At 53.0% G+C, this 20608-nt stretch carries 19 protein-coding genes and 1 tRNA gene; 9 read left to right on the plus strand and 11 right to left on the minus strand.

The features are described from left to right. Window positions 1–25: 25 nt before the first annotated feature. Window positions 26–979 carry a chemotaxis protein CheV gene (locus tag AACY82_RS03430; protein WP_339615360.1) on the minus strand — a complete coding sequence of 318 codons (954 nt, stop codon included), beginning with the start codon at window positions 977–979 and terminating at the stop codon, window positions 26–28. Window positions 980–1246: 267 nt separating this feature from the next. Between AACY82_RS03430 and flgA the strand changes: the two genes are divergently transcribed. From flgA to AACY82_RS03455, 5 genes are all read left to right on the plus strand, one after another. Next, window positions 1247–1969: a flagellar basal body P-ring formation chaperone FlgA gene (flgA, locus tag AACY82_RS03435; protein ID WP_339615361.1), complete on the plus strand. Its 723-nt coding sequence runs from the start codon at window positions 1247–1249 to the stop codon at window positions 1967–1969. Window positions 1970–2147: 178 nt separating this feature from the next. Next, window positions 2148–2462, plus strand: coding sequence for a flagellar biosynthesis anti-sigma factor FlgM (flgM, locus tag AACY82_RS03440; protein ID WP_339615362.1), 315 nt, complete (start codon window positions 2148–2150; stop codon window positions 2460–2462). A 129-nt stretch (window positions 2463–2591) separates the two neighbouring features. Continuing rightward, entirely contained in the window at window positions 2592–3068 is a 477-nt protein-coding gene (locus AACY82_RS03445; RefSeq protein ID WP_339615363.1) for a flagellar protein FlgN, read from the plus strand. A gap of 75 nt (window positions 3069–3143) precedes the next feature. After that, window positions 3144–3220, plus strand: a tRNA-Arg gene (locus tag AACY82_RS03450). Between the two features lie 17 nt (window positions 3221–3237). Then, window positions 3238–3951: a 16S rRNA (uracil(1498)-N(3))-methyltransferase gene (locus tag AACY82_RS03455; protein WP_339615364.1), complete on the plus strand. Its 714-nt coding sequence runs from the start codon at window positions 3238–3240 to the stop codon at window positions 3949–3951. A 13-nt stretch (window positions 3952–3964) separates the two neighbouring features. On the opposite strand, the gene AACY82_RS03460 is transcribed toward AACY82_RS03455, so the two are convergent. The 3 genes from AACY82_RS03460 to ttcA all read right to left on the minus strand — a co-directional run bounded on the left by AACY82_RS03460 (window position 3965) and on the right by ttcA (window position 8628). Further along, window positions 3965–6310, minus strand: a complete 2346-nt coding sequence (locus tag AACY82_RS03460; protein WP_339615365.1) for an EAL domain-containing protein — start codon at window positions 6308–6310, stop codon at window positions 3965–3967. Window positions 6311–6494: 184 nt separating this feature from the next. After that, window positions 6495–7598, minus strand: a complete 1104-nt coding sequence (gene ald / locus AACY82_RS03465) for an alanine dehydrogenase (protein WP_339615366.1) — start codon at window positions 7596–7598, stop codon at window positions 6495–6497. 115 nt (window positions 7599–7713) lie between these two features. After that, on the minus strand, window positions 7714–8628 hold the full coding sequence (ttcA, locus tag AACY82_RS03470; protein WP_339615367.1) for a tRNA 2-thiocytidine(32) synthetase TtcA: 915 nt from the start codon (window positions 8626–8628) through the stop codon (window positions 7714–7716). Between the two features lie 310 nt (window positions 8629–8938). On the opposite strand from ttcA, the gene AACY82_RS03475 reads away from it, so the two are divergent. The 3 genes from AACY82_RS03475 (at window position 8939) to bioA (ending at window position 12706) form a co-directional block, all read left to right on the plus strand. Then, window positions 8939–9730, plus strand: coding sequence for a PilZ domain-containing protein (locus tag AACY82_RS03475; RefSeq protein ID WP_339615368.1), 792 nt, complete (start codon window positions 8939–8941; stop codon window positions 9728–9730). Between the two features lie 51 nt (window positions 9731–9781). Further along, the gene (locus tag AACY82_RS03480; RefSeq protein ID WP_339615369.1) at window positions 9782–11350 is read left to right on the plus strand and encodes a PAS domain-containing methyl-accepting chemotaxis protein; all 1569 of its coding nucleotides are present in this window, start codon (window positions 9782–9784) and stop codon (window positions 11348–11350) included. A gap of 69 nt (window positions 11351–11419) precedes the next feature. Next, entirely contained in the window at window positions 11420–12706 is a 1287-nt protein-coding gene (bioA, locus tag AACY82_RS03485; RefSeq protein ID WP_339615370.1) for an adenosylmethionine--8-amino-7-oxononanoate transaminase, read from the plus strand. A 59-nt stretch (window positions 12707–12765) separates the two neighbouring features. Here bioA and AACY82_RS03490 read toward each other — a convergent pair whose 3' ends face one another. The 6 genes from AACY82_RS03490 to adk all read right to left on the minus strand — a co-directional run bounded on the left by AACY82_RS03490 (window position 12766) and on the right by adk (window position 19182). After that, on the minus strand, window positions 12766–13773 hold the full coding sequence (locus AACY82_RS03490) for a tryptophan--tRNA ligase (protein ID WP_339615371.1): 1008 nt from the start codon (window positions 13771–13773) through the stop codon (window positions 12766–12768). A 63-nt stretch (window positions 13774–13836) separates the two neighbouring features. Next, complete coding sequence (locus AACY82_RS03495) at window positions 13837–14958, minus strand: DUF3524 domain-containing protein (RefSeq protein WP_339615372.1); 1122 nt, start codon at window positions 14956–14958, stop codon at window positions 13837–13839. Continuing rightward, a complete protein-coding gene (locus AACY82_RS03500; protein ID WP_339615373.1) occupies window positions 14955–16277 on the minus strand; it encodes a M18 family aminopeptidase in 1323 nt (440 codons plus the stop codon). Before AACY82_RS03500 ends, AACY82_RS03495 begins: the two co-directional genes overlap by 4 nt. 75 nt (window positions 16278–16352) lie before the next feature. Next, a complete protein-coding gene (gene tsaB, locus AACY82_RS03505) occupies window positions 16353–17051 on the minus strand; it encodes a tRNA (adenosine(37)-N6)-threonylcarbamoyltransferase complex dimerization subunit type 1 TsaB (RefSeq protein ID WP_339615374.1) in 699 nt (232 codons plus the stop codon). Between the two features lie 167 nt (window positions 17052–17218). Then, the gene (locus AACY82_RS03510; protein WP_339615375.1) at window positions 17219–17983 is read right to left on the minus strand and encodes a hypothetical protein; all 765 of its coding nucleotides are present in this window, start codon (window positions 17981–17983) and stop codon (window positions 17219–17221) included. A 545-nt stretch (window positions 17984–18528) separates the two neighbouring features. Beyond that, window positions 18529–19182, minus strand: a complete 654-nt coding sequence (adk, locus tag AACY82_RS03515; protein ID WP_339615376.1) for an adenylate kinase — start codon at window positions 19180–19182, stop codon at window positions 18529–18531. 455 nt (window positions 19183–19637) lie between these two features. On the opposite strand from adk, the gene AACY82_RS03520 reads away from it, so the two are divergent. Further along, the gene (locus tag AACY82_RS03520; protein WP_339615377.1) at window positions 19638–19967 is read left to right on the plus strand and encodes a type 1 pili tip component; all 330 of its coding nucleotides are present in this window, start codon (window positions 19638–19640) and stop codon (window positions 19965–19967) included. 106 nt (window positions 19968–20073) lie between these two features. On the opposite strand, the gene AACY82_RS03525 is transcribed toward AACY82_RS03520, so the two are convergent. Then, complete coding sequence (locus tag AACY82_RS03525) at window positions 20074–20604, minus strand: shikimate kinase (protein ID WP_339615378.1); 531 nt, start codon at window positions 20602–20604, stop codon at window positions 20074–20076. Window positions 20605–20608 lie beyond the last annotated feature (4 nt).

Genomic DNA, 20608 nt, shown 5'->3' on the forward strand with positions numbered 1-20608 from the left:
AAACAATTGCGCTACCTTATTGATTTTACTCAGCATCACCAAGTAAATCTTCACCCGAAATCGATAGCACCCGGTCGTTAACCCGTTTTGCTAACTCATCGGGGTGAAACTTCGCCAAGAAGTCATCTGCCCCGACTTTTTTCACCATTGCGGCATTAAAAACACCGCTGAGCGAGGTATGTAAGACCACGTACATCTGGCTTAGCGAGCTGTTGGCACGCAGCTCGGCGGTAAAGGTGTAACCATCCATCTCGGGCATTTCGATGTCTGAGATGATCATAATCAGCTCTTCAAGGGGGTTTAAGCCCTGCTCCTGCATACTTTGCAGGTACTCCATCGCCTCGCGGCCATCTTTTTTAAGGGTAGTACGGATCCCCATAGATTCGACTACACGTTGAATTTGTTTACGGGCGATATTCGAGTCGTCCACAATCAACACATGCTTTTGTACCACCCGCTCGCTAATGCCGTCGGCCACAACACCGGCACTAATTTGCTCATTAACGGGGGCAACCTCAGCCAGAATTTTTTCTACGTCCACGATCTCGACTAATTTTTGCTCAACTTCAGTTACCGCCGTCAAATAGTGCGCCTTACCAGCCCCTGATGGTGGCGGATGAATATCACTCCAGTTCATATTGACAATACGCTCGACCCCGCTGACCAAAAAGCCCTGCTGGGTGCGGTTGTACTCGGTGATAATAACGAAACACTCGGCGAGATTATCCAAGGGTTTGCGGCCAATGGCTTGATTCATATCGAGGATCGGGATGGTGCCACCGCGAATATGAGCCACACCGCGCACCGTTGAGCTACGGCCCGGTATTTCGTTTAAGGGTGGGCACTGCAGCACCTCTTTGACCTTAAAAACGTTAATACCATAGAGTTGCTGGCCACGCAGCCGAAACAGCAATAGCTCCAGCCGGTTTTGCCCGACCAATTGTGTTCTCTGATTGACACTGTCTAACACGCCGGCCATAGATGTTTCTCCAATCAAGCGCAAAACGAATCTAACGCAATATTATCAATAAGTTATGCCGAAAACTTACATTTTTATTTAACAGCGGTTACCGACAGGCCGGCATCAATCGCCGGCACGGTCCTTGCTCTATCTGCCTTATATCTATGTTAACGGCTGATTTTTGACGCACTTTAGCGCTCAGTCCAAATATAGCTTATTACAACACCTATATTGAGTGTATTTTTGGGACTTACTTTATACCGCCCTATGAACTGGATGCTTGCCATGATTCGACAGCGCTTAACCTCAAGGCTCCCCTGCGCAGTAGCGGTGATAGCCGCACTGGCAGCTGGCAGCCTAGAGGCGGCGCAACAGGACTTAGGCCAACTAAAAGCGGCGGCAAAACACTTTTTAGAGCAGCGCTACACGCAACAGCACACTGCGACCACTGACAGCGAGGTCAGCGTTGCCGATTTAGACCCTCGGCTGCGCCTCAGAAACTGCTCTGCGCCGTTAACATTTAGCGTGCGAGACATCGGTGATAACGGAGGTGCCATTAGCGTTAAGGCGCAGTGCGAGGGAGAGCAACCTTGGTCGCTCTACCTAAGCGCCCAGGTCGACGTCTACCGCGAAATACTCGTAGCCGCCGTCCCACTGGGGCGCGGCACATTGATCGACAGCTCGGTGATTACCCACCAGAGGCTCAACACCAGCACGTTGCGTCAAGGCTACCTAACCTCGGCCAATCAAGTATTGGGGCAACAACTGCGACGCTCCATTGACGCCGGCGAGCCACTGCGCGAAGGCGTACTGGAGCAGCCGCTGGCGGTCGAGCGCGGTGACATTGTCACCTTAGAGTCAACCAGCGGCACCATTCAGGTGGCCACGCAAGCCGAGGCACTCAGTAGCGGCCGTGTTGGCGAGCAAATCCGGGTGCGTAACACCAGCTCAGAACGCGTTGTTCGGGCTAATATCTTAGGTGAAGGACGTGTCGGTGCCAATTTTTAGACGCTTTGTGGCTCAACGTGAGCCAATTCACAAAAAAGTGACAGAAAACACTAAAGTTGTACGCTTGCCTGCCGAAAGCGGATATAGACGAGTTGCATGTGTCGCCTTGGCGAGCATGCACTCTGGTATTGGCAAACACCGGTAGCACACCGGAATCAGGCAACGTTGGGAACTCACTATGGTTATTGATACATCAAACACAGTAAAAACAAACGCCCCGAACAGCGGCCGCACCACCGGCGCTGCCGGTAACGCCCGCGCGGATAAAACCCCGGGGAATGTCGACAGCTCGGCTAACAACAGTGACGACAGTGTCGCACTGAGCCCCGAAGCGCAAAACATCGGTCGCTTACGCGAGGCAATCGACAACGCCTCAGGCGTTGACAGCGAGCGTGTCAGCGCTATTAAGCAGGCGATTTCTGAGGGGCGATTTGAAATTAACCCCGAGCGCTTGGCCGAGGCGATGCTCGCACAGGATGAGCTACTGGGCTAACGCACGGAATAACTAGCGAGGGACGAGTCCATTTGCCTGAGCTCGTCCCCGCTACCATCTCACCTTATTTAGTGAGATGTCGGGCTCGCACCCGATTTTTGCCAATACACACTCATACAGAGGTTTATCATGTCGGCCAATCCCCAACTGGTACGTGAGATGCTCAACCGCGACTTGCACGCCGCCCAACGCCTGCAAGCGCTACTCTCCGAAGAACGCGAACTGCTTCAAACGCGCAACCACGAAGCACTCGCCGCCCTTATTAGCGAAAAAAACGAGCACCTTGCACTGCTTGAAGGTCACGCCAAAGAACGTGCCGCGCTCTTACAAGCCCTGCAGGTAGATGACAACGCCGCCAGCTGGCAAGAGTTTTTAGCGTCCGACGACGCCCTTCGCGAACTGATCCCTCTTTGGCAGCAACTGCAAAGTGAAGTCAGCCAGTGCAACGAGCTAAACAACCTTAACGGCAAGCTGGTTGCCCGATCTCAGCAAACCCTCAAACGACTTCTCGATCTGATGCGCGGCAAAACGCAAAGTGCCGGCCTGTACGACTCCAGCGGCAGCGCCACCAACAGCGCCTCAAGCAACACCCTCACTCGGGCTTAACAAAAAAACCATCTTTCCTTGGATTATCGCGGCAAAGTTTTTACAATGTCGCCTCGCTCGATTGGGGCGATCAAAGCCCTGGTAGCTCAGTTGGATAGAGCAGCCGCCTCCTAAGCGGCAGGTCGGACGTTCGAATCGTCTCCGGGGCACCATTTATTGCAGCGTAGCCATGAACTTAATTCTGTTATTTGCCGACGATTTCGACGCCCACGGCCACGCTATCCTGCGCGATTCACGCCGGTTAGACCATATCTGCAAAGTCCATCGCGCCAAGCTAGGTGACACTTTACGTGTCGGGCTGGTCGATGGCCTAATGGGCAGCGGCGAGGTAATCGCCATGGACGGACAGCAAATTACATTACAGGTCAGCTTGACTGAGCCCGTGCCACCGCCATCGAATATTCATTTGATTCTCGGTCTACCCCGCCCCCCGATGCTGAAGCGGACACTACAAACCATTGCCGCGCTCGGGGTAAAGCAGCTAACGCTTCTGCAGAGTGCACGGGTTGAAAAAAGCTATTGGCAATCGCCGCAATTGCAGCCACAAAAAATCCGCGAGGAGCTACTGCTCGGACTAGAGCAAGGCTGCGACACTCAATTTCCGACCATTCATACGGCCAAACGCTTTCGCCCTTTTGTGGAGGATCAACTGCCCGAGCTGATACAGGATCACGATGCGTTGCTGGCACATCCTTATGTGACAACCCCCTGCCCTACATCAACCAATAAACCGACATTACTGGCCATTGGCCCCGAGGGTGGGTTTATCGATAACGAAATTGCCATGCTAAGCGAGGCGGGCTTTACCGGTGTTACGCTAGGGCGCCGCATTATGCGGGTAGAAACCGTTGTACCCTATTTACTGGGGCGCCTCGGTGGGTAGCGCGATCAGGCCATTAACGTTTTAAAAGTGCCTCAAACTGTATCTCGGGTACTGCCGGACTAAAATAAAACCCTTGGTAACTATGACAGTGGTAGGTATGCAAGATCTCCAGTTGCTCGGCGGTTTCTACGCCCTCAGCCACCACGTTTAAATCGAGCAAACGCGCCATGGTAATAATGGTTTCAACCAACACCCGGTCACTGCGGTCATGGCTTAAGTCGCGAATAAAGCTTTTATCGATTTTCAACGTCGACACCGGCAAGCGTTTAAGGTAACTGATTGAGGAGTAGCCAGTACCAAAATCGTCCAAGGAGAAACTCACCTGATGCGCGGCCAACGTCGACATAGTTTCAATCGCCTCGTCGACACGCTGAATGATAATGCCCTCGGTTACTTCAATATCCAGTGCCCCCGGCGGCACATCGTAACGCTGTAAAGCATCAATAACATCTTGTACAAAACTCGCCCCACGAAACTGACGAGGGCTAATATTAACGCTCATGGTCATACCCGGACGCCACAATCCTTGGCTCGACCAAATCGCCAAACTTTGACAGGCTTGCTCGATAACCCACTGCCCTACATCAAGAATTAAGCCGGATGTTTCCAACACCGGAATAAAGTCCATGGGCGAGATCTGACCTTTCTCGGGGTGCTGCCAGCGCAATAAGGCCTCGGCACCGACAACCTCGCCGGTTTCAATATCGAGTTTAGGTTGATAGTGCAACACAAACTGCTGCTGCTCTAGGGCGCGGTGTAGATCACCCTCCATCACCAGCTGCGCGCTGACCTTATCCGCCATATCTTCATTAAAAAACTCGATAGCGTCGCGGCCTTTTTCTTTGACGTGGTACATTGCGGTATCGGCGTAACGCAGCAGCTCATGCACCACGTTATTTTTATCCGGATACACCACAACCCCGACACTGCAAGTAATGCGCAGCTCCATTTGCTCGTGCATTATAGGTTGCGACACCACCGCACGTATTTTTTCGCTGATCTCGCCCGCTTTAAGTCCTGCAATGTCCAGCTCTTGGTCTAGCACAGTTAACACCACAATAAACTCATCACCGCTTAAACGCGCCACTAAATCTTCCTCGCGCACGGCGGCTTTTAAGCGTTTAGCAACCTCTTGCAGTACAGAGTCACCCACCGGGTGGCCGAGGGAGTCGTTAATATTTTTAAACTTATCAAGGTCAATAAACAGCACAGCACCAAAGTAACCATGACGTACCGCCCGCCGCACTTCGTGCTCCAATCGCTCGACCAACTGCAGGCGATTGGGCAGGCTGGTTAAGGCATCGTGATGCGCCATGTACTGCATTTTCTCTTGGGCGTTTTTGCGCTCAGTGACGTCCACCGACAGCACCAGAGAAACAACCTCGTCGTAATAATCCAGCGGAATCATATGGGTTTGCAAAAACAGCTGGCTGCCATCAGCGCCGACAAAACTTTCTTCCACAACATCAAGCTCTTCACGCCGGTCGATGACCCGCGCATCGTTATTAAGCACTTGCTCGATATTATCCACCGAGTGCTTTAATAGATTTCGCACGTGAATGGTACACATTTGTTCGGGGGTATAGCCCAACGCATTGGCCAGCGCTTGGTTGGCAAAACGGTAGTAACCTTGTTTGTTACGGGCACCAATTAAGACCGGCAAACTGTCGACGATTTGGCGCAAGTGCTCTTCACTTTTACGCAGCGCAAGCTCCACCGCGCGGCGCTTAGCCAGCGACAACTCGACCACATCTAACAACTGATTAGTATTGCTAATAACGCTGGCCAGCTCGTCTTGACGCTTATCGGGCAGCGGCGTCAAGCGTCTTACCCCCGGCTGATCGGGGTCAATTTCATTGATCTCGTGGGATAGGCGCGCCAGCGGTTTGGTTAACTTTACATAGAATGCGATAAACAGCAAAACCACCAAGACAAGGTTACGCAGTACACCGGCCACAAGATTCAGCTCCGAGCGGCTGTAAAAGCTCGCCAGCGCCTGGCGTTTATCTACCCGAAAAGAGATTTTGCCGGTGGATTGCTGCGCGTAACCAGGAACTGCCAGCTGTGCGGTATAAGTAAGAACGTCATCATCGACGATTTTAACCAGCCAGCCGGCACTGTGAACAATAGGCGGCCGGCTCGCCTCGGCCAGCGCATTGCCCCGCTCATCGAGAATGGCCACTTCATGGATAAAATCGTAACTCAGCAGACCGTTAACCACCTCAGTGGCTAAGTCGTCATCAAGGGTGTGTACGGCCCGGGCGGCGGGGGGTGTGGCGACCTGAATAACCCGATCAACAAGCCTCTCAAACTCTCGCGACTGAGCGCGATAATCTACATAAACCTGTACCAAGTTCATAGAAAAACTCAGTACAAAAACGAGAATAATCCCAATTTTAGCAAGCTGAAATGAGATTCCTTCGTAGAAGGTTGGTCCTTTATTATGCATTCGTCGCTGATTCCCCAATGGGGCTATCGCCATCCAGTTAACGTCAATACAGCCTACTTTGTGTGACCGCTTACTGCCTCAGTCACAACAAGCCTTACCATTGCATCTCTTTACAGGGCTTTTGCAGCGCCGCCGCTACGGCATTATGGGTAATGCTGCCCTTGTGCACATTAACGCCGCGAGCCAAATAGGGGTTATTTTTTAGCGCTCCCAGCCCATCAGACGCCAACGCCTGCACAAAGGGCAGTGTCGCATGAGACAGTGATAATGTCGATGTTCGCGCCACTGCGCTGGGAATATTGGCGACACAGTAATGCAGAGTATCACCTACGCGATAGGTTGGGTGCTCGTGCGTGGTCGGACGCGAGGTGGCAAAGCACCCGCCCTGATCAATCGCAACATCCACCACCACACTGCCCGAGCGCATGGTTAAGATATCCTCACGCTGCAACAAGCGCGGCGCGCTAGCCCCCGGGATCAGTACCGCGCCTACCAACAGGTCTGCTTCGCGCACCAGCTCGATAAGCGCCGCATGGGTGGCAAACACGCAATTAACAGCACCGCGGAACAAATCATCAAGCTGCCGCAGCCGCGCCAACGAAGCATCCAAAATCGTAACGCGGGCGCCCAGCCCCACTGCCATACGCGCTGCGTTATAGCCAACCACGCCACCGCCGACGATCACCACAGTCGCGGGGGCCACGCCAGGTACACCACCGAGCAACACGCCGCGTCCGCCGCGGATAGATTCCAGGTGAAAACTGCCCGCCTGTATTGCCAGCCGCCCCGCCACCTCGGACATAGGCGCCAACAAAGGTAAGTCACCTTTAGCCGAGCTGACAGTTTCATAGCCAATCGCGGTCACGCCGGAGGCCAGCAGGTGGTCGGCCAGATCGGGTACGGCGGCTAAATGCAAAAACGTAAACAGGATCTGCCCCGGGCGCAGTAGCTCGCACTCTGAGACTTGGGGCTCTTTGACTTTAACCAGCAACTCGGCTGATGCAAAAACCGCCTCGGCAGAATCACTCAGCTGCGCCCCCGAGTGCTCGTAGTCGGCGTCGCTAAACCCGCTCCCGACACCGCACCCGGCTTGTACCGTTACCTCGTGCCCCGCGCGGGTTAACTCCAGCACAGCACTGGGGGTTAGCGCGACACGCAATTCATTGTGTTTGATTTCGGTGGGCACGCCGATTCTCATACCTGCTCTCCTTGGTTACCTCGGATATAAAATAGGACGACAATATCAGTATAGAGCAGTGCGCCTATCCGTCAGTCAAACGAGGCCACAAATAAAACAACGGGCGAGACTTAGCTCAAACCTCAATGGCTTGAATTGTATTGGTCGACTTGTCTGCTGCCGCGCCAGGTGTCAACGCCATAAAATCAAACAGGTTGCGGTCAGCTAGCTGTGAGGGAGCCACATTGCAAATAGCCGAAAATATCGTTTCCAACCGCCCTGGATGAGACTGCTCCCAGGTGTTGAGCATCTCTTTTATCACTTGGCGCTGCAGGTTTTCTTGCGAGCCACATAAGTTGCAGGGAATAATCGGAAAGCCCCGCTGCTCGGCAAACGCAGCCAGATCTTTTTCTTTGCAGTAAGCCATAGGACGAATCAGCACATTACGGCCATTATCAGCCAGCAACTTGGGAGGCATCGCCTTCAGCTTGCCGCCGTAAAACATATTGAGAAACAAGGTTTCGATAATATCGTCGCGATGATGGCCCAGGGCAATTTTGGTCGCGCCTATCTCATCGGCAAAGCTGTACAAGGTGCCGCGCCGCAAGCGAGAACATAGCCCACAGGTGGTTTTTCCCTCGGGCACTAACTCTTTCACAATACTGTAGGTGTCTTTCTCGACCACGTGATATTCGACCCCCAGCGCCTCTAAGTACTCTGGCAGCACATGCTCGGGGAAACCTGGCTGTTTTTGATCCATATTGACCGCCACGATCTCAAACCTGATCGGTGCGGTTTTTTGTAGCCCCAGCAAGACATCGAGCATACCGTAGGAGTCTTTACCGCCCGACAAGCACACCATCACTTTATCGCCTTCGGTAATCATTTCGAAATCGGCAATCGCGGTACCCACTTGTCGGCGCAAGCGTTTTTGCAGTTTATTAAACTCCAATTTCTGTTTGCGCGCCGCCGTTAGCGTTTGCTCATCTGCCGCCTTAGCAGCGGAATCCGTTGTGGGCGTGTTGGGGTAAATGGATACCGAATCACTCATGCTGAAACCTGCCAGTTATTACTACGATGAATCAACCTTAGAGCTCACTCTGGCCCTGAGGCAGCCGCATTAGTCACACGCTTGCGGGGGCGCTATTGTACGGATATTAAGCACAAGTGCGAAGTCTTTTGCCGCAAGGCGGCAGTGCTTTGCCGATTTTGCGCTAGACGGCTCCTTATAAAGGCCAATACTTAGCGTAAGGTCGCGGCTTTAAAGGCGCCACAGGTGCCCCAGCGCAATGGCACAGGGATTGCTATCAGCTAGTCATAAGCAAGCAACTTTTTGCAGTCTTTAGCACTAGGACGATACCGTGAAGAACACTTTATGGCGCCAGTTTATCAGCCCACTCAAAGCACTTGTGCGCCAATCAGCGCACAGGTTTGAATTAACTCCAGAGGCCGCGGTGCCATCGCCCTGCCACGCCAGCGAAATTTGCCTTGAGACCCTCAATAACTGGCTGCAAACCCGCCGCGTATTAAGTGTTGAAAACGGCTTTTGGCAGGGCCAAAGTCTGATGCTCGCCATAGACGCAAAGCGCGATCTAATATGGATTGACGAGATCTTCCCCGCACAAAATACCCTGAACGAAGGGCAACCTCTGCAAGTCAGCTTGCGCCAAGGCTTTGAGCGTTGTTACTTTACCTCGACCGTTATCGCCATTGTGGACAAACCTCAAGGGCGCATGATCGCCCTGCAACTCCCGTCAGAAATACACCGGGCCCCGCGTCGCACACATAGGCGCTTTACCTTACCCGGCCCACGCTTTACTGCCAAGGTTCGCGCCCCCGGCTTGCATGCCGAAAGCTGTCAGGTCATCAACATCAGTGCCGGGGGAATGCGTATCTCCCTTAATGGCAACCTACTTAAACACTACCGCCCCGGCGTCTCGCTCCCCTTTTGCCGCTTTGTGTTAGGGCCTGATATTTTTATTACCTGTCGCGCGACCATCAAAGCCGCCATGTTGGACAAAACAGCGGGACGTAAAACTCAAGTTAGTCTCGCCTTTGCCGATATTCCTCTGACACAACGTCAACAAATCGATGCGTACCTACACCGGCTCGAAGCGCTTCGCGGTGAGCGGCAGGTTGCCGTAAGCGCTTAGCGCTAATGGCAGGTAGACGCATTTCAATGGATCGCGTTTCGGAGCTTATGAATGCGCAACAATGGTCACATCACGGGTAAAGAAGTTCCCGTTCAGCCGGGTGAAGAAATCGTCTCCTCTACCGACACCCAAGGCAAAATTGAATACTGCAACGACACTTTTAGCCGTATTGCCGGTTACGAGCAAGACGAACTGATCGGTCAACACCACAACATTTTGCGCCACCCGGATATGCCCGCTGAAACCTTTGCCCTGCTTTGGCAAGCGCTTAAGGGGCGCAAACCCTGGATGGGTATCATCAAAAACCGCTGTAAAAACGGTGATCACTATTGGGTGAGCGCGTATGTTACCCCGGTTGGTAAACGTGGCAACGTGAGCGGTTATGAGTCTGTGCGGGTCCAAGCTGACCGCAAAACCATTGGCCGTGCCGAACGTGCGTACAAGCGTTTAAGCGCCGGAAAACCTGCCTGCCCCCTGTTAAAAGCACTTATGCAACGCAATCAAACCGGGCTGCTGGTTACCTTTGCGCTATTGCTATTAACCACGATTTATCACTTGGCGACAGGGCAAAATCTAACCGGTTATACCGCAGGGGGAGTTGTGTCGGTCATTGCCGGGGCAGTCGCCCAGTGGGGCCATACAATGACACTAAGCGCGGCACTTGCGCGGGCCCGCGCCACCCATTGCGACCCGATAGCCGCGTATATTTACACCGGCCGGGCTGATAGCGCGGGCGAGATAGAGCTGGCTCAACTGGCGATTGCAGCGCGCTTGCGTACCGCTCTCGGGCGTTTTCAGGAATCCGCTTCCGAGCTAAAAAACCAAGCGTTAACTGCCCAACAACAGACGCAAGTGACCTTTGCACGCATGGCCGAACAACAAGCGCAAACCGCCAATGTTGCCCATGCCATGAGCCAGATGTCGCAGGCGGTGCAAGAGGTGGCCCAAGGCGCCAGTGAAACCTCCAACACCACCGGCGACGCCATCAAGGAAGTAGCGCGCGGCAACGAGGTTATCACCCACGCCAATACCGCGATCAACGAGCTATCCAGCACGGTCACCGCCCTTAACAAGGTATTAGAGCGATTAACCGAAGGCAGTGGCAAAATCGCCAGCGTTGCCGATGTTATCCGGGCCGTGGCCGAGCAGACCAACCTACTGGCATTAAATGCGGCGATCGAGGCCGCTCGGGCAGGCGAGCAAGGCCGAGGCTTTGCGGTAGTCGCCGACGAGGTTAGAACCCTCGCTCAGCGCACCCAGCGCTCGACCGAGGATATTCAGGCCATTATTGGTGAACTCTCAGAGAGCACCCAGTTAGCCGGCGACAACATGGAGCAATGCCAACACTTGGTTGATCGCAGTGTCAGTGAAATGGTTAATGTCAGCGATGCGCTAACGGCTATCACTAACGCGGTCAGCGCCATTGACCTGTTATCCCATCAGATTGCCGCCGCAGCCGAAGAACAATCTGCCACTGCAACGGATATTGACAACAATACCCGCGCTATTACCCAAATTGCCGACGACACCAAGAGCGATATCGATGCGGCGAGTCGGGCAAACAACGATATGGCCGAACGCGCCTCCGACCAGTTTGATCTCGTGCATCGCTTTGGCTAGCACTTGCCAAAAGCGGCCAAAACCCGTAGTTTTGGCCGCTTTTAAGACGCTGACCAAGGGGCACACACAATGGCGCTTAGCAACGATGACATTCTGGCCGGTGACCTTGCGCACGTCTGGCACCCCTACTCTTCTTTCTTAACCCCCTCCCCAACTTATGCGGTGCGAAGTGCCAAAGGTGTCACTATCACCCTCGCCGATGGCCGCGAGCTGATCGATGGCATGTCGTCTTGGTGGAGCGTACTCCACGGCTACAACCACCCACGCATGAACGCCGCGCTCACCGCTCAAGCCGAGCAAGTCAGCCATGTTATGTTTGGCGGTTTAACCCACGAGCCAGCGGTCACTCTGTGCCAAAAGTTAGTTGAGCTAACACCCGCCGGCCTTAACAAAGTCTTCTTATCTGATTCGGGCTCTGTGAGTGTAGAAGTTGCGATGAAAATGGCGCTGCAATACTGGCACTCGCAAGGGCGCCCAGAGAAACATCAGTTTTTAGCGTTAAAAAAGGGCTATCACGGTGACACTTTTGGGGCGATGAGTGTATGTGACCCCGTCACCGGCATGCACCATTTGTTTCGCGATAACTTAATGCAGCAGCGTTTTGCCGAGCCGCCCAACAGCAACTTTTACGATGAGTTTGACGAGGCTGACCTCGAAAGCCTAAAGGAGCAATTGCACCACCATAAGCAACTGGCGGCGGTTATCTTAGAGCCAATCGTACAGGGCACTGGCGGCATGCGCTTTTACTCACCGGTCTATTTACAAAAAGTGCGCGAGCTGTGCGACCAGTACAATGTACTGCTGATTGCCGATGAAATAGCCACCGGTTTTGGCCGCACCGGCAAACTGTTTGCGTGCGAACACGCCGGTATTAGCCCGGATATTTTATGCCTAGGTAAAACCCTGACTGGCGGATACATGACGTTAGCCGCGACGCTGTGCAACGACAAAATCAGTGATGGAATATGTCGCGGCGAGGCCGGCGTGTTTATGCACGGTCCCACTTTTATGGGCAACCCGCTCGCCTGCGCCATGGCTAATACCAGTATCGATTTACTGCTCGAAAACAATTGGCAAGCACAAGTCGGCGCTTTGGCAGCCGGCTTAAGTGAAGGGCTGGAACCTTGCCGTGAACTCGCGGCGGTCGCGGATGTACGAGTGCTGGGCGGCATTGGTGTGGTTGAGTTACACGAGGCGCAAACGCTGGATGAGTTACAGCCAGCGTTTGTCGCCGAGGGTATTTGGGTGCGCCCGTTTGGCAAGCTTGTGTATGTGATGCCACCCTATGTAATGTCGGCCAACGAATTGGCGACCCTGACACAGGGGATTTATAACGTGGTCTCGCGTTTATCTTAATTAGCCTGTGAGGCACAAAACAACCGATGCCGTTACCCGGCATCGGTTGTCAGCAGGGGCTAAATCATCGCTTTTAAACCCACCGCCGAACGCAGCTTGGCAATCAAAGGCTGGCTGTACTCGCGCGCCCGTGTTGCGCCTTGCTGTAAAATGTCTTCGATATCGGCCGGCCGCGCCATTAAATCTTCATAGGCCTCACGCGCATCGCCTAGCTGATTATTTACCAGCTCAAACAATTCCCGTTTTGCTTCGCCCCAGGCAATGCCCTCGGCAAACTTAGCGCGCATCGCTTGAGTTTGCTCGTCAGTGGCAAACGCCTCCCAGATTTGAAATACCGTAGAGGTATCCGGGTCTTTCGGCTCACCGGGTTCCAGCAAGTTCGTTTTAATTTTATTGATATGCTTTTTAAGCTTTTTCTCGGGCAAAAACAACGGAATGGTATTGTTGTAGCTTTTGCTCATTTTGCGACCGTCTAGCCCCTGCAGCACAGCCACTTTGTCGTCCACCTGCGCTTGCGGCAATACAAAGTGCTCGCCATAGTGGTGGTTAAAACGCCCGGCAATATCGCGCGCCATCTCGACGTGCTGAATTTGGTCTTTGCCGACCGGTACTGTATTGGCGTTAAACATTAAAATATCCGCCGCCATCAAAACCGGATAACCGTACAGCCCCATGGTTACGCCGTAGTCAGGATCTTCGCCAGCGTCCTCGTTGGCGGCTACTGCCGCTTTGTAGGCATGGGCGCGATTCATTAAACCTTTGGCGGCCATGCAGCTAAGCAACCAGCACAGCTCCGGAATCTCGGGGATGTCAGATTGACGATAAAACACCGCTTTTTCGGTATCCAGCCCCAAAGCCAGCCAAGTGGCCGCAATCTCACGGCGCGACTGTTCAATACGCGCCGCGTCATCACACTTAATCAGTGCGTGGTAATCGGCCAAAAAATAAAACGATTGCAACTCAGGGTTTTGGCTCGCGGCAATGGCCGGGCGAATGGCGCCGACATAGTTACCCAAATGGGGCGTTCCGGTGGTGGTAATGCCGGTTAATACACGTTGTTTGCTCATGGAGTACTCTTTAAAGGTCAAATCACTTAGCGGCGCTTAAGGGCGCCTATGATACAGGTTCGCTCAAAGCCTGTGTAGCGCGCTAAGCTGCTGCAACAATTGTTGGTAAGCCAGGCCACCACGGGACCACTGTAACGCTGATAAATCCGGCCTCGGAGTCGGGTTTGCGGGGGCCAGCCGCGCTGCGATCGCCGCCGCAAACGCCTGAGCATCAGCCTCCAGCGCACCAGTTACCGGGTAGCAAGCACTCGCGCCAAACCACTCTGGGTAAGCCTGGCGGCCGGGCACTACTGGCGTCGCGCCCGCAGCGACGGCCTCAAGCACTGACAACCCTTGAAAATCGTGATCGGCGCTGGATAAAACTATGTCACTCGTCTGCAGTAGCGGACGGTATTCTGAGCTGGGCAAATAGCCCCACTGCCCCAACCCACCGGCGTCCGACAATCGCTGTTTTATCGCGCTAAATTCGGCGGGCACTTGACGAAAGGATTGCCCCACAACGTGCAAGGTGAAGGGCAAGGCCCCGTTATACTTGATGCACAGAAGCTCTAACGCGCGCAACAAGAGCGCCGGGTTTTTATCGTACTCCCAACGGTGGTTCCAAATAAGCTGCGGACGTCTGTTTGGGGCACGACTCGTTCCGCTAGGCGGAAAGCACGCATCATCCAGTAAAACAGGAATAACACTCGCACGAGCTTGCAGTTGCGAGACAATACCGGGCGGCACCAAATCCGGCAGTTTACGTAACAATTGTTCGGCACCGGCAAAAAACGAGTCGCGATTAAACCCCGTATTAAACACCAAACGGTCAGCACATAGCGCGCTGTAGAGTGTAACGATTTGCGGTTCAACCGATGCGTAAGCGGCGGCGCTTTTGGGGTAGGCAAATTGGTTTTCATGGAAGTACAAAGCGGTGGGCAAACGCGCTAGCGCAGGCACCATCCCTCGCAGCGCCGCCAAATCGACCATACTTGTGGCGAGCAATGCTTGGTAGTCTGCCTCAAGTGTCTCGCGGTGCAATCCGGCAAAGCTCATGCTATTGCCGCGAATACGCCAACTAAAATGCCTCGGTGGCAAGGCTAGCTGGGTAAACTCAAATTCAGGCAAGTGATCGGCTAAACCTTTGCGCCAGCGCTGATGGCTGGCGGCATCGTACCCAGATAACAGTAAAACACGGTGGCTCAAACGCTATGGCCCAAGCGCAGCGGCCTTTTAAAAAAGAGCTCCAGCACTTTTTTTAACGCCAAGGCGTCGTCGCTACCGGCCAATTCGCGCACAGAGTGCATAGCAAAGGTCGGCACACCAACGTCGATAGTGCGAACCCCCACCTCGGCTGAGGTAATGGGACCTATGGTGCTGCCGCATTCCATATCCGTGCGCGAAACAAAACTTTGCACCGCAATGCCCGCCTCTTGGCACAGTAGGCGAAACATTCCGCTGGTTTCACTGTTGGTGGCGTAACGCTGGTTGGCGTTAACTTTAATAACCGGGCCGCCATTTAATAATGGACCATGCTGCGCGTCGTGTTTAGCGGTAAAGTTTGGGTGAATACCATGGGCGTTATCGGCCGACACCATAATCGAACGATCCAACATCCGCATTCGCTCGCTGACATCGGGGCTCAAGCGCTGTAAAAATTGATCAAGCATAGGGCCTTTTGCGCCACAAGCAGAGGCACTACCCACTTCTTCGTGGTCGTTACAAACCAGTAAACGGTGTTGCTCACCGTCGGCACTAAGCAGTGCCTGCAAGCCAACATAACAGCTCAACAGGTTATCCAACCTCGCACTGGCGATAAACTCGCGCTTCAAACCAACCAAAGCTGGCGTTTGCGTATCGTATAGACACAATTCAAAATCCAAGATGTCAGCCGCACCGATGTTTACGCCCTGCTGCTTCAGCTGCTCACTCACCACTTGCTTAAAAGGCGTTGGTTGGTCGCCGTTAGGGGCCAACATTAACAGCGGACGAATATCCTCTTGCGCATTAATAGAGCGATTGCGGTTAGCCTCCCGATCTAAATGAATCGCTAAACTGGGCACGACGGCAACGGGCGCGCAAAAATCAATTAGACTGCTGCACGGCTCGGAATCAGAATCTTTGTAAGTAACCCGGCCGGCAATCGATAAGTCGCGATCAAACCAAGTGTTTAGCAATGCGCCGCCGTACACCTCTACCCCCACCTGACTGTAGCCAGCGCTTTGTATATCGGCGTGAGGTTTGATTTTTAGGCAGGGGCTATCGGTATGCGCCCCAACCATACGAATGCCAGCGTCTACCAATGGCTCTGCGGCGTGAACAAACGCCAAAATAGAGGAGTCATTGCGAGTCACAAAATAGCGGCCGCCCGTTTGCAACTGCCAGTGATCGGCCTCTTGCAGACGCTCAAACCCGGCCTCGGTTAACCGCCGCGCCATCTCGGCGGTGGCATGAAAAGGCGTTGGGCTCGCCGCGATAAAGCGCAACAAGTCGTCGTTAAAGTCACTGTGTACTGCATCGTTCATCGTGATTGTCTCGCATTTGGGTTTGTGGCGTGTGTGCTCTGCGGGCAATGGGTTCCCCTATCGCTTAATACTGGTTTACGCGGGAGTGCGAATACGCTGGCGCTTTTTCCAAGAAACTTCATTGCGCAAATAGACAGGTTGCACTTGCTCAACCGCTTGGGCCTCACCGGCGTTATACAGCATTGCCGCTAATTGCACGATATCGCGCGCGCTGGGATAGACCTCTATTTCGTGCCGATCGGTCAAGCTCGCTAAGGGCCCATAGCGCCAACCGCTGCCGACGCCAATAAAGGCCGGCTCTGGCGCTACTAGCGTAGCTACCGATTCGGGGGCATTCACGCTATCGGCGTGAATCGCTCTGGGTAAACAGACGGGGCTTGAGCACTCATACAACCCCCAATAAACCTCGCCCATCCGGGCATCCAAAGCACTTAATATTCGCCCTCCGGCAGCGTCACCAAAAGCGCGACCATACGCCATCGCCATCAATGTCGATACCGGCAACACAGGCACATCGGCGCCAAACGCAAGCCCCTGAACCACGCCCATACCAATACGCAAGCCGGTAAAAGAGCCCGGCCCCGCGCCAAAGGCAATCGCATCCAGTTGTTTAACGCTTGTGCCTAGCTCGGCGAGTAACTCGGCGACCATAGGCAAGGCGCGTTGAGTATGGCTTTTAGCGGCCAGCTCAAAACGATCAATCAGTTGATCGCCATCGAGATAGGCAACTGAGCAGGCATCGCTCGACGTGTCTAGCGCAAGAATTTTAGCCATAGATCATCATCACAGAAAGATTAAGCCGCTATTTTGACAGATTCCCGCCTACCGCCTCAACAATCATTGGCTTAACACCGACATTTTGCCGCCAAACCACTCGCGCGAGACAAAAAAGCCCCCCACTGTTACCAGCGGGGGGCTCGTGAGTCATAACCCAGTAAGCTTTAGGTTATCTGATGAGGTTGCGCCTTTTTTGGCGGACGACCTCGACGGCCGCTGGCTTTTTTGCGTTTCGCGGGCGCTTTACGCTTGGCTGGAGTTTTTGCGCTAGCCGCCGCTTTAGGCTTTGCTTTGGTTTTGCTCTTCACTTTACTTTTTGCTTTTGCCTTGGCGGCCTCTTTTTTCTCTAGCGCTTTAATTTTAGCTTTAGCCTTTTTCTCAGCGGCTTTGGCTTTAGCTTGCATTTTCTTCGCCGCCGCTTTTATCTTTTTCGCGTCGGTGCTGGCGCGAGACTTTAACCACTTGGCCTCAAACGCCGCTTTGGCTTTTTCCAGGTCGCTATAAGCTCGTGCCGACAGGCGCTCTTCCACTTCAGCCACTTTTGCTTTGCTGGAATCTTGTAACGCTCTAACAGCAGCAAGTGACTTCTCTTTGGCCAAACGCGTTTTTTGTTCGGCCAATTTTAACCGCAACGCGCGAGCCTTTTCTGAGGCTCGGCTAGTGGCGGCTGTCGCGGCTTTCGCGGAGCGTTTATCACCCGCCTTAGCGCTTTTCGCGGCTTTAGCTTTGGCAGCTTTAGCTTTAACTCGGGCCGCGTCCACTTTTTTGGATTGCTCGTCAAGCTGAGCCTGAGCTTTATCCACCGCGAGCTGTACTTTGGCTACGGCTGTATCAGCCGTAGCAGCTACCGCACGCTTAGGGGACTTACGGGTTGATGTTTTACGTTTAGCGGGCGCTTTACGCGCTGCTTTTTTCGCAACTCTAGCCATGAGATATCTCCTAAATTGTTATTACTCGTACACGCAAAAAGTATAGCCGTGTGAACATGCGCTGCAGGCGCATCTCAAATACTATTTAAAAAACAATCAGATTGCACGTTTACAAGTCGTTTTTAGCAAAAAACAGACAACAATGGAGTATTTTTTTATTAAAAAGGCAAAAAAGTAACAATGGCGGCGGATTTTTATGTTTTATTTGTGCGCACTGGTTTTACGAGTGCGTTTAACAATAGGGATTAATGCATTAATCCTACACGCATTGAAGAGCATTTATACTTTACATCAATAGCCGTAAGGCTATGCAGTCCAAAATACCCACGATGCAAAACCAATAGCGCCCCATTAGAGCCAACTTACATAAAACACCCCTAACGCACAGTGCAACCATGCGACTGTATTAATCCTGCGGAGCCCGCCTACTCGCTCATATACTTTTAAGGTAACAGCTGAGCCTTGGATAAACCTTCAGACACAAAAAAGGCCCCGCAGGACCTTTAATGACTTTTTGCTACAACCGCCCTTTAAACTATGGCGATTTAATCGGTTAACACAGAAAACAACTGGCTGCGGATATTATCGACACTGCCCACACCCGATACCCGGGTAAAACTTGGGACATTGCCACCTTTAGCTTCAAGGGATTTATAAAACTCAACCAATGGTTTAGTTTGCTCGTGATACACGGCCAGACGCTTGCGTACCGTTTCTTCTTTATCGTCTTCACGCTGAACCAGCGTTTCTGAGGTTTCATCATCCAAGCCGGCATTTTTAGGTGGGTTGTGCTCTACGTGATATACGCGGCCCGAGGCCTCGTGCACACGACGCCCACTGAGGCGGCTCACAATCTCTTCGTCAGCAACGTCAATCTCGATCACGTAATCAATATCGATACCGGCATCTAACAACGCTTCGGCTTGTGGAATCGTGCGCGGAAAGCCGTCAAATAAAAAGCCTTTTTCACAATCGTCCGCCGTAATGCGCTCTTTCACCAACGCAATGATTAGGTCATCTGGCACCAAACCACCCGCAGCCATGATGTCTTTGGCCTGCAAACCGAGCGGAGTACCCGCTTTAACGGCCGCGCGCAACATGTCGCCAGTCGAAATCTGCGGAATACCAAACTTATCCATTATCATTTTTGCCTGAGTACCTTTCCCTGCACCCGGCGCCCCCAATAATATGACCTTCATTTACAATCACTCCTCAGTATAAATTATTAGACCTCGTGGGCCTGAACGGTCAACTGGCGCTCTAAACCGCCTTGGTACGACACCCTAGATGCCGCCCTTATGCCGTTACGACTGGTACTCTTTAACACTGTCCCGCAAGCTGAAACTTGCCACAGCAGAGCCCTGCATCGAAAGCTAATTTTGAATAAATATTGTTCAGAAAAAAGGCGATACGATACACCGCTGCCCACCCAAGCACAAGACGGGGACTTTGACAGGTCAAACATAGGACATAAGCCATTGTTTCATATAGCCATTGTCGCTATATTAGATAGTAGACTTCTCACCCGACAGCCATTGCCGGCCTTTATAGGTCGCGCTGAGCTGAGCAAGATCTAACCAGGCCGCCGAGATCTGTGCACATTATTAATGCACCCCGCGACCGCCCGACCAGTAACTGATAGAGGTAACGGAATATGAAACCCAGCGAATTAATAAGCCATTGGGAAAAAACTGCCAGCGGCGAGATGACCCGTTCCGCCTATCACGTAGCACTACCGATGGAAGATGCCGCTAAGCTTGAGGCGCTGCAGCAAATGTACCCCAAACGCAGTGTTGAACAGCTTATCGGAGACTTACTAAGTGCCGCCCTGTATGAGCTAGAAGAATCCATGCCCTACGTAAAAGGCAAAAACGTCGTGGCACACGATGAATTAGGGGATGAAATTTACGAAGATACCGGGCCAACCTCGCGCTTTTTAGAGCTTTCTCAGGCCAAACTGAAGCAACTTAAAGCAGAAGGCTAACCCCGTTTTTACAATCACATTTTTATTAACTTGACGGCCGCCAAGCCGTCAAGCTCGGTAAAAACGACTTAGATTACGCCGCCATTACCCTTTATACCGGATAAACTCAGGCGTCTTTATCGGCGTACTGACCACCCTCTTCATAAATAACTTCACTGACGATTTCCGCTGGGGTTTTGCCACGGCAATCAATCGTGATATCAGCATGGCGTTGGTACAAAGGCAGCCTTTCGGCGTAGATATCGGCCAAGCCATGACCATCGGGGCTGGCAATGCCGCGAGTTGACAAGTTATCCACGCGCCTTTGCACCTCGGCCAAATCGACATCGAGGAAAACCACCTGGCCCAGCGATTTAAGCAACCCCATTGCAGGCTCGCTGTAAACAACACTGCCACCGGTCGCCACCACGTGGCGGTCACAGACTAGTGACAACACGGTAGCCTCTTCGAGCTCACGCAAGTGCTGATAATCGGCATCGTAGACAATATCTTGCAACGTCTTACCGGCGTGCGTCTGAATTAACAGATCGGTGTCGACGAACTCCCGTGCCAGCTCTTTAGCGAGCAATACGCCAACCGTGCTTTTACCCACACCCGGCATGCCAATAAGGATAATGCTTTCGCCATGTACAGTCACGACA

Source organism: uncultured Gilvimarinus sp., from assembly GCF_963972205.1.
GTDB lineage: Bacteria > Pseudomonadota > Gammaproteobacteria > Pseudomonadales > Cellvibrionaceae > Gilvimarinus > Gilvimarinus japonicus.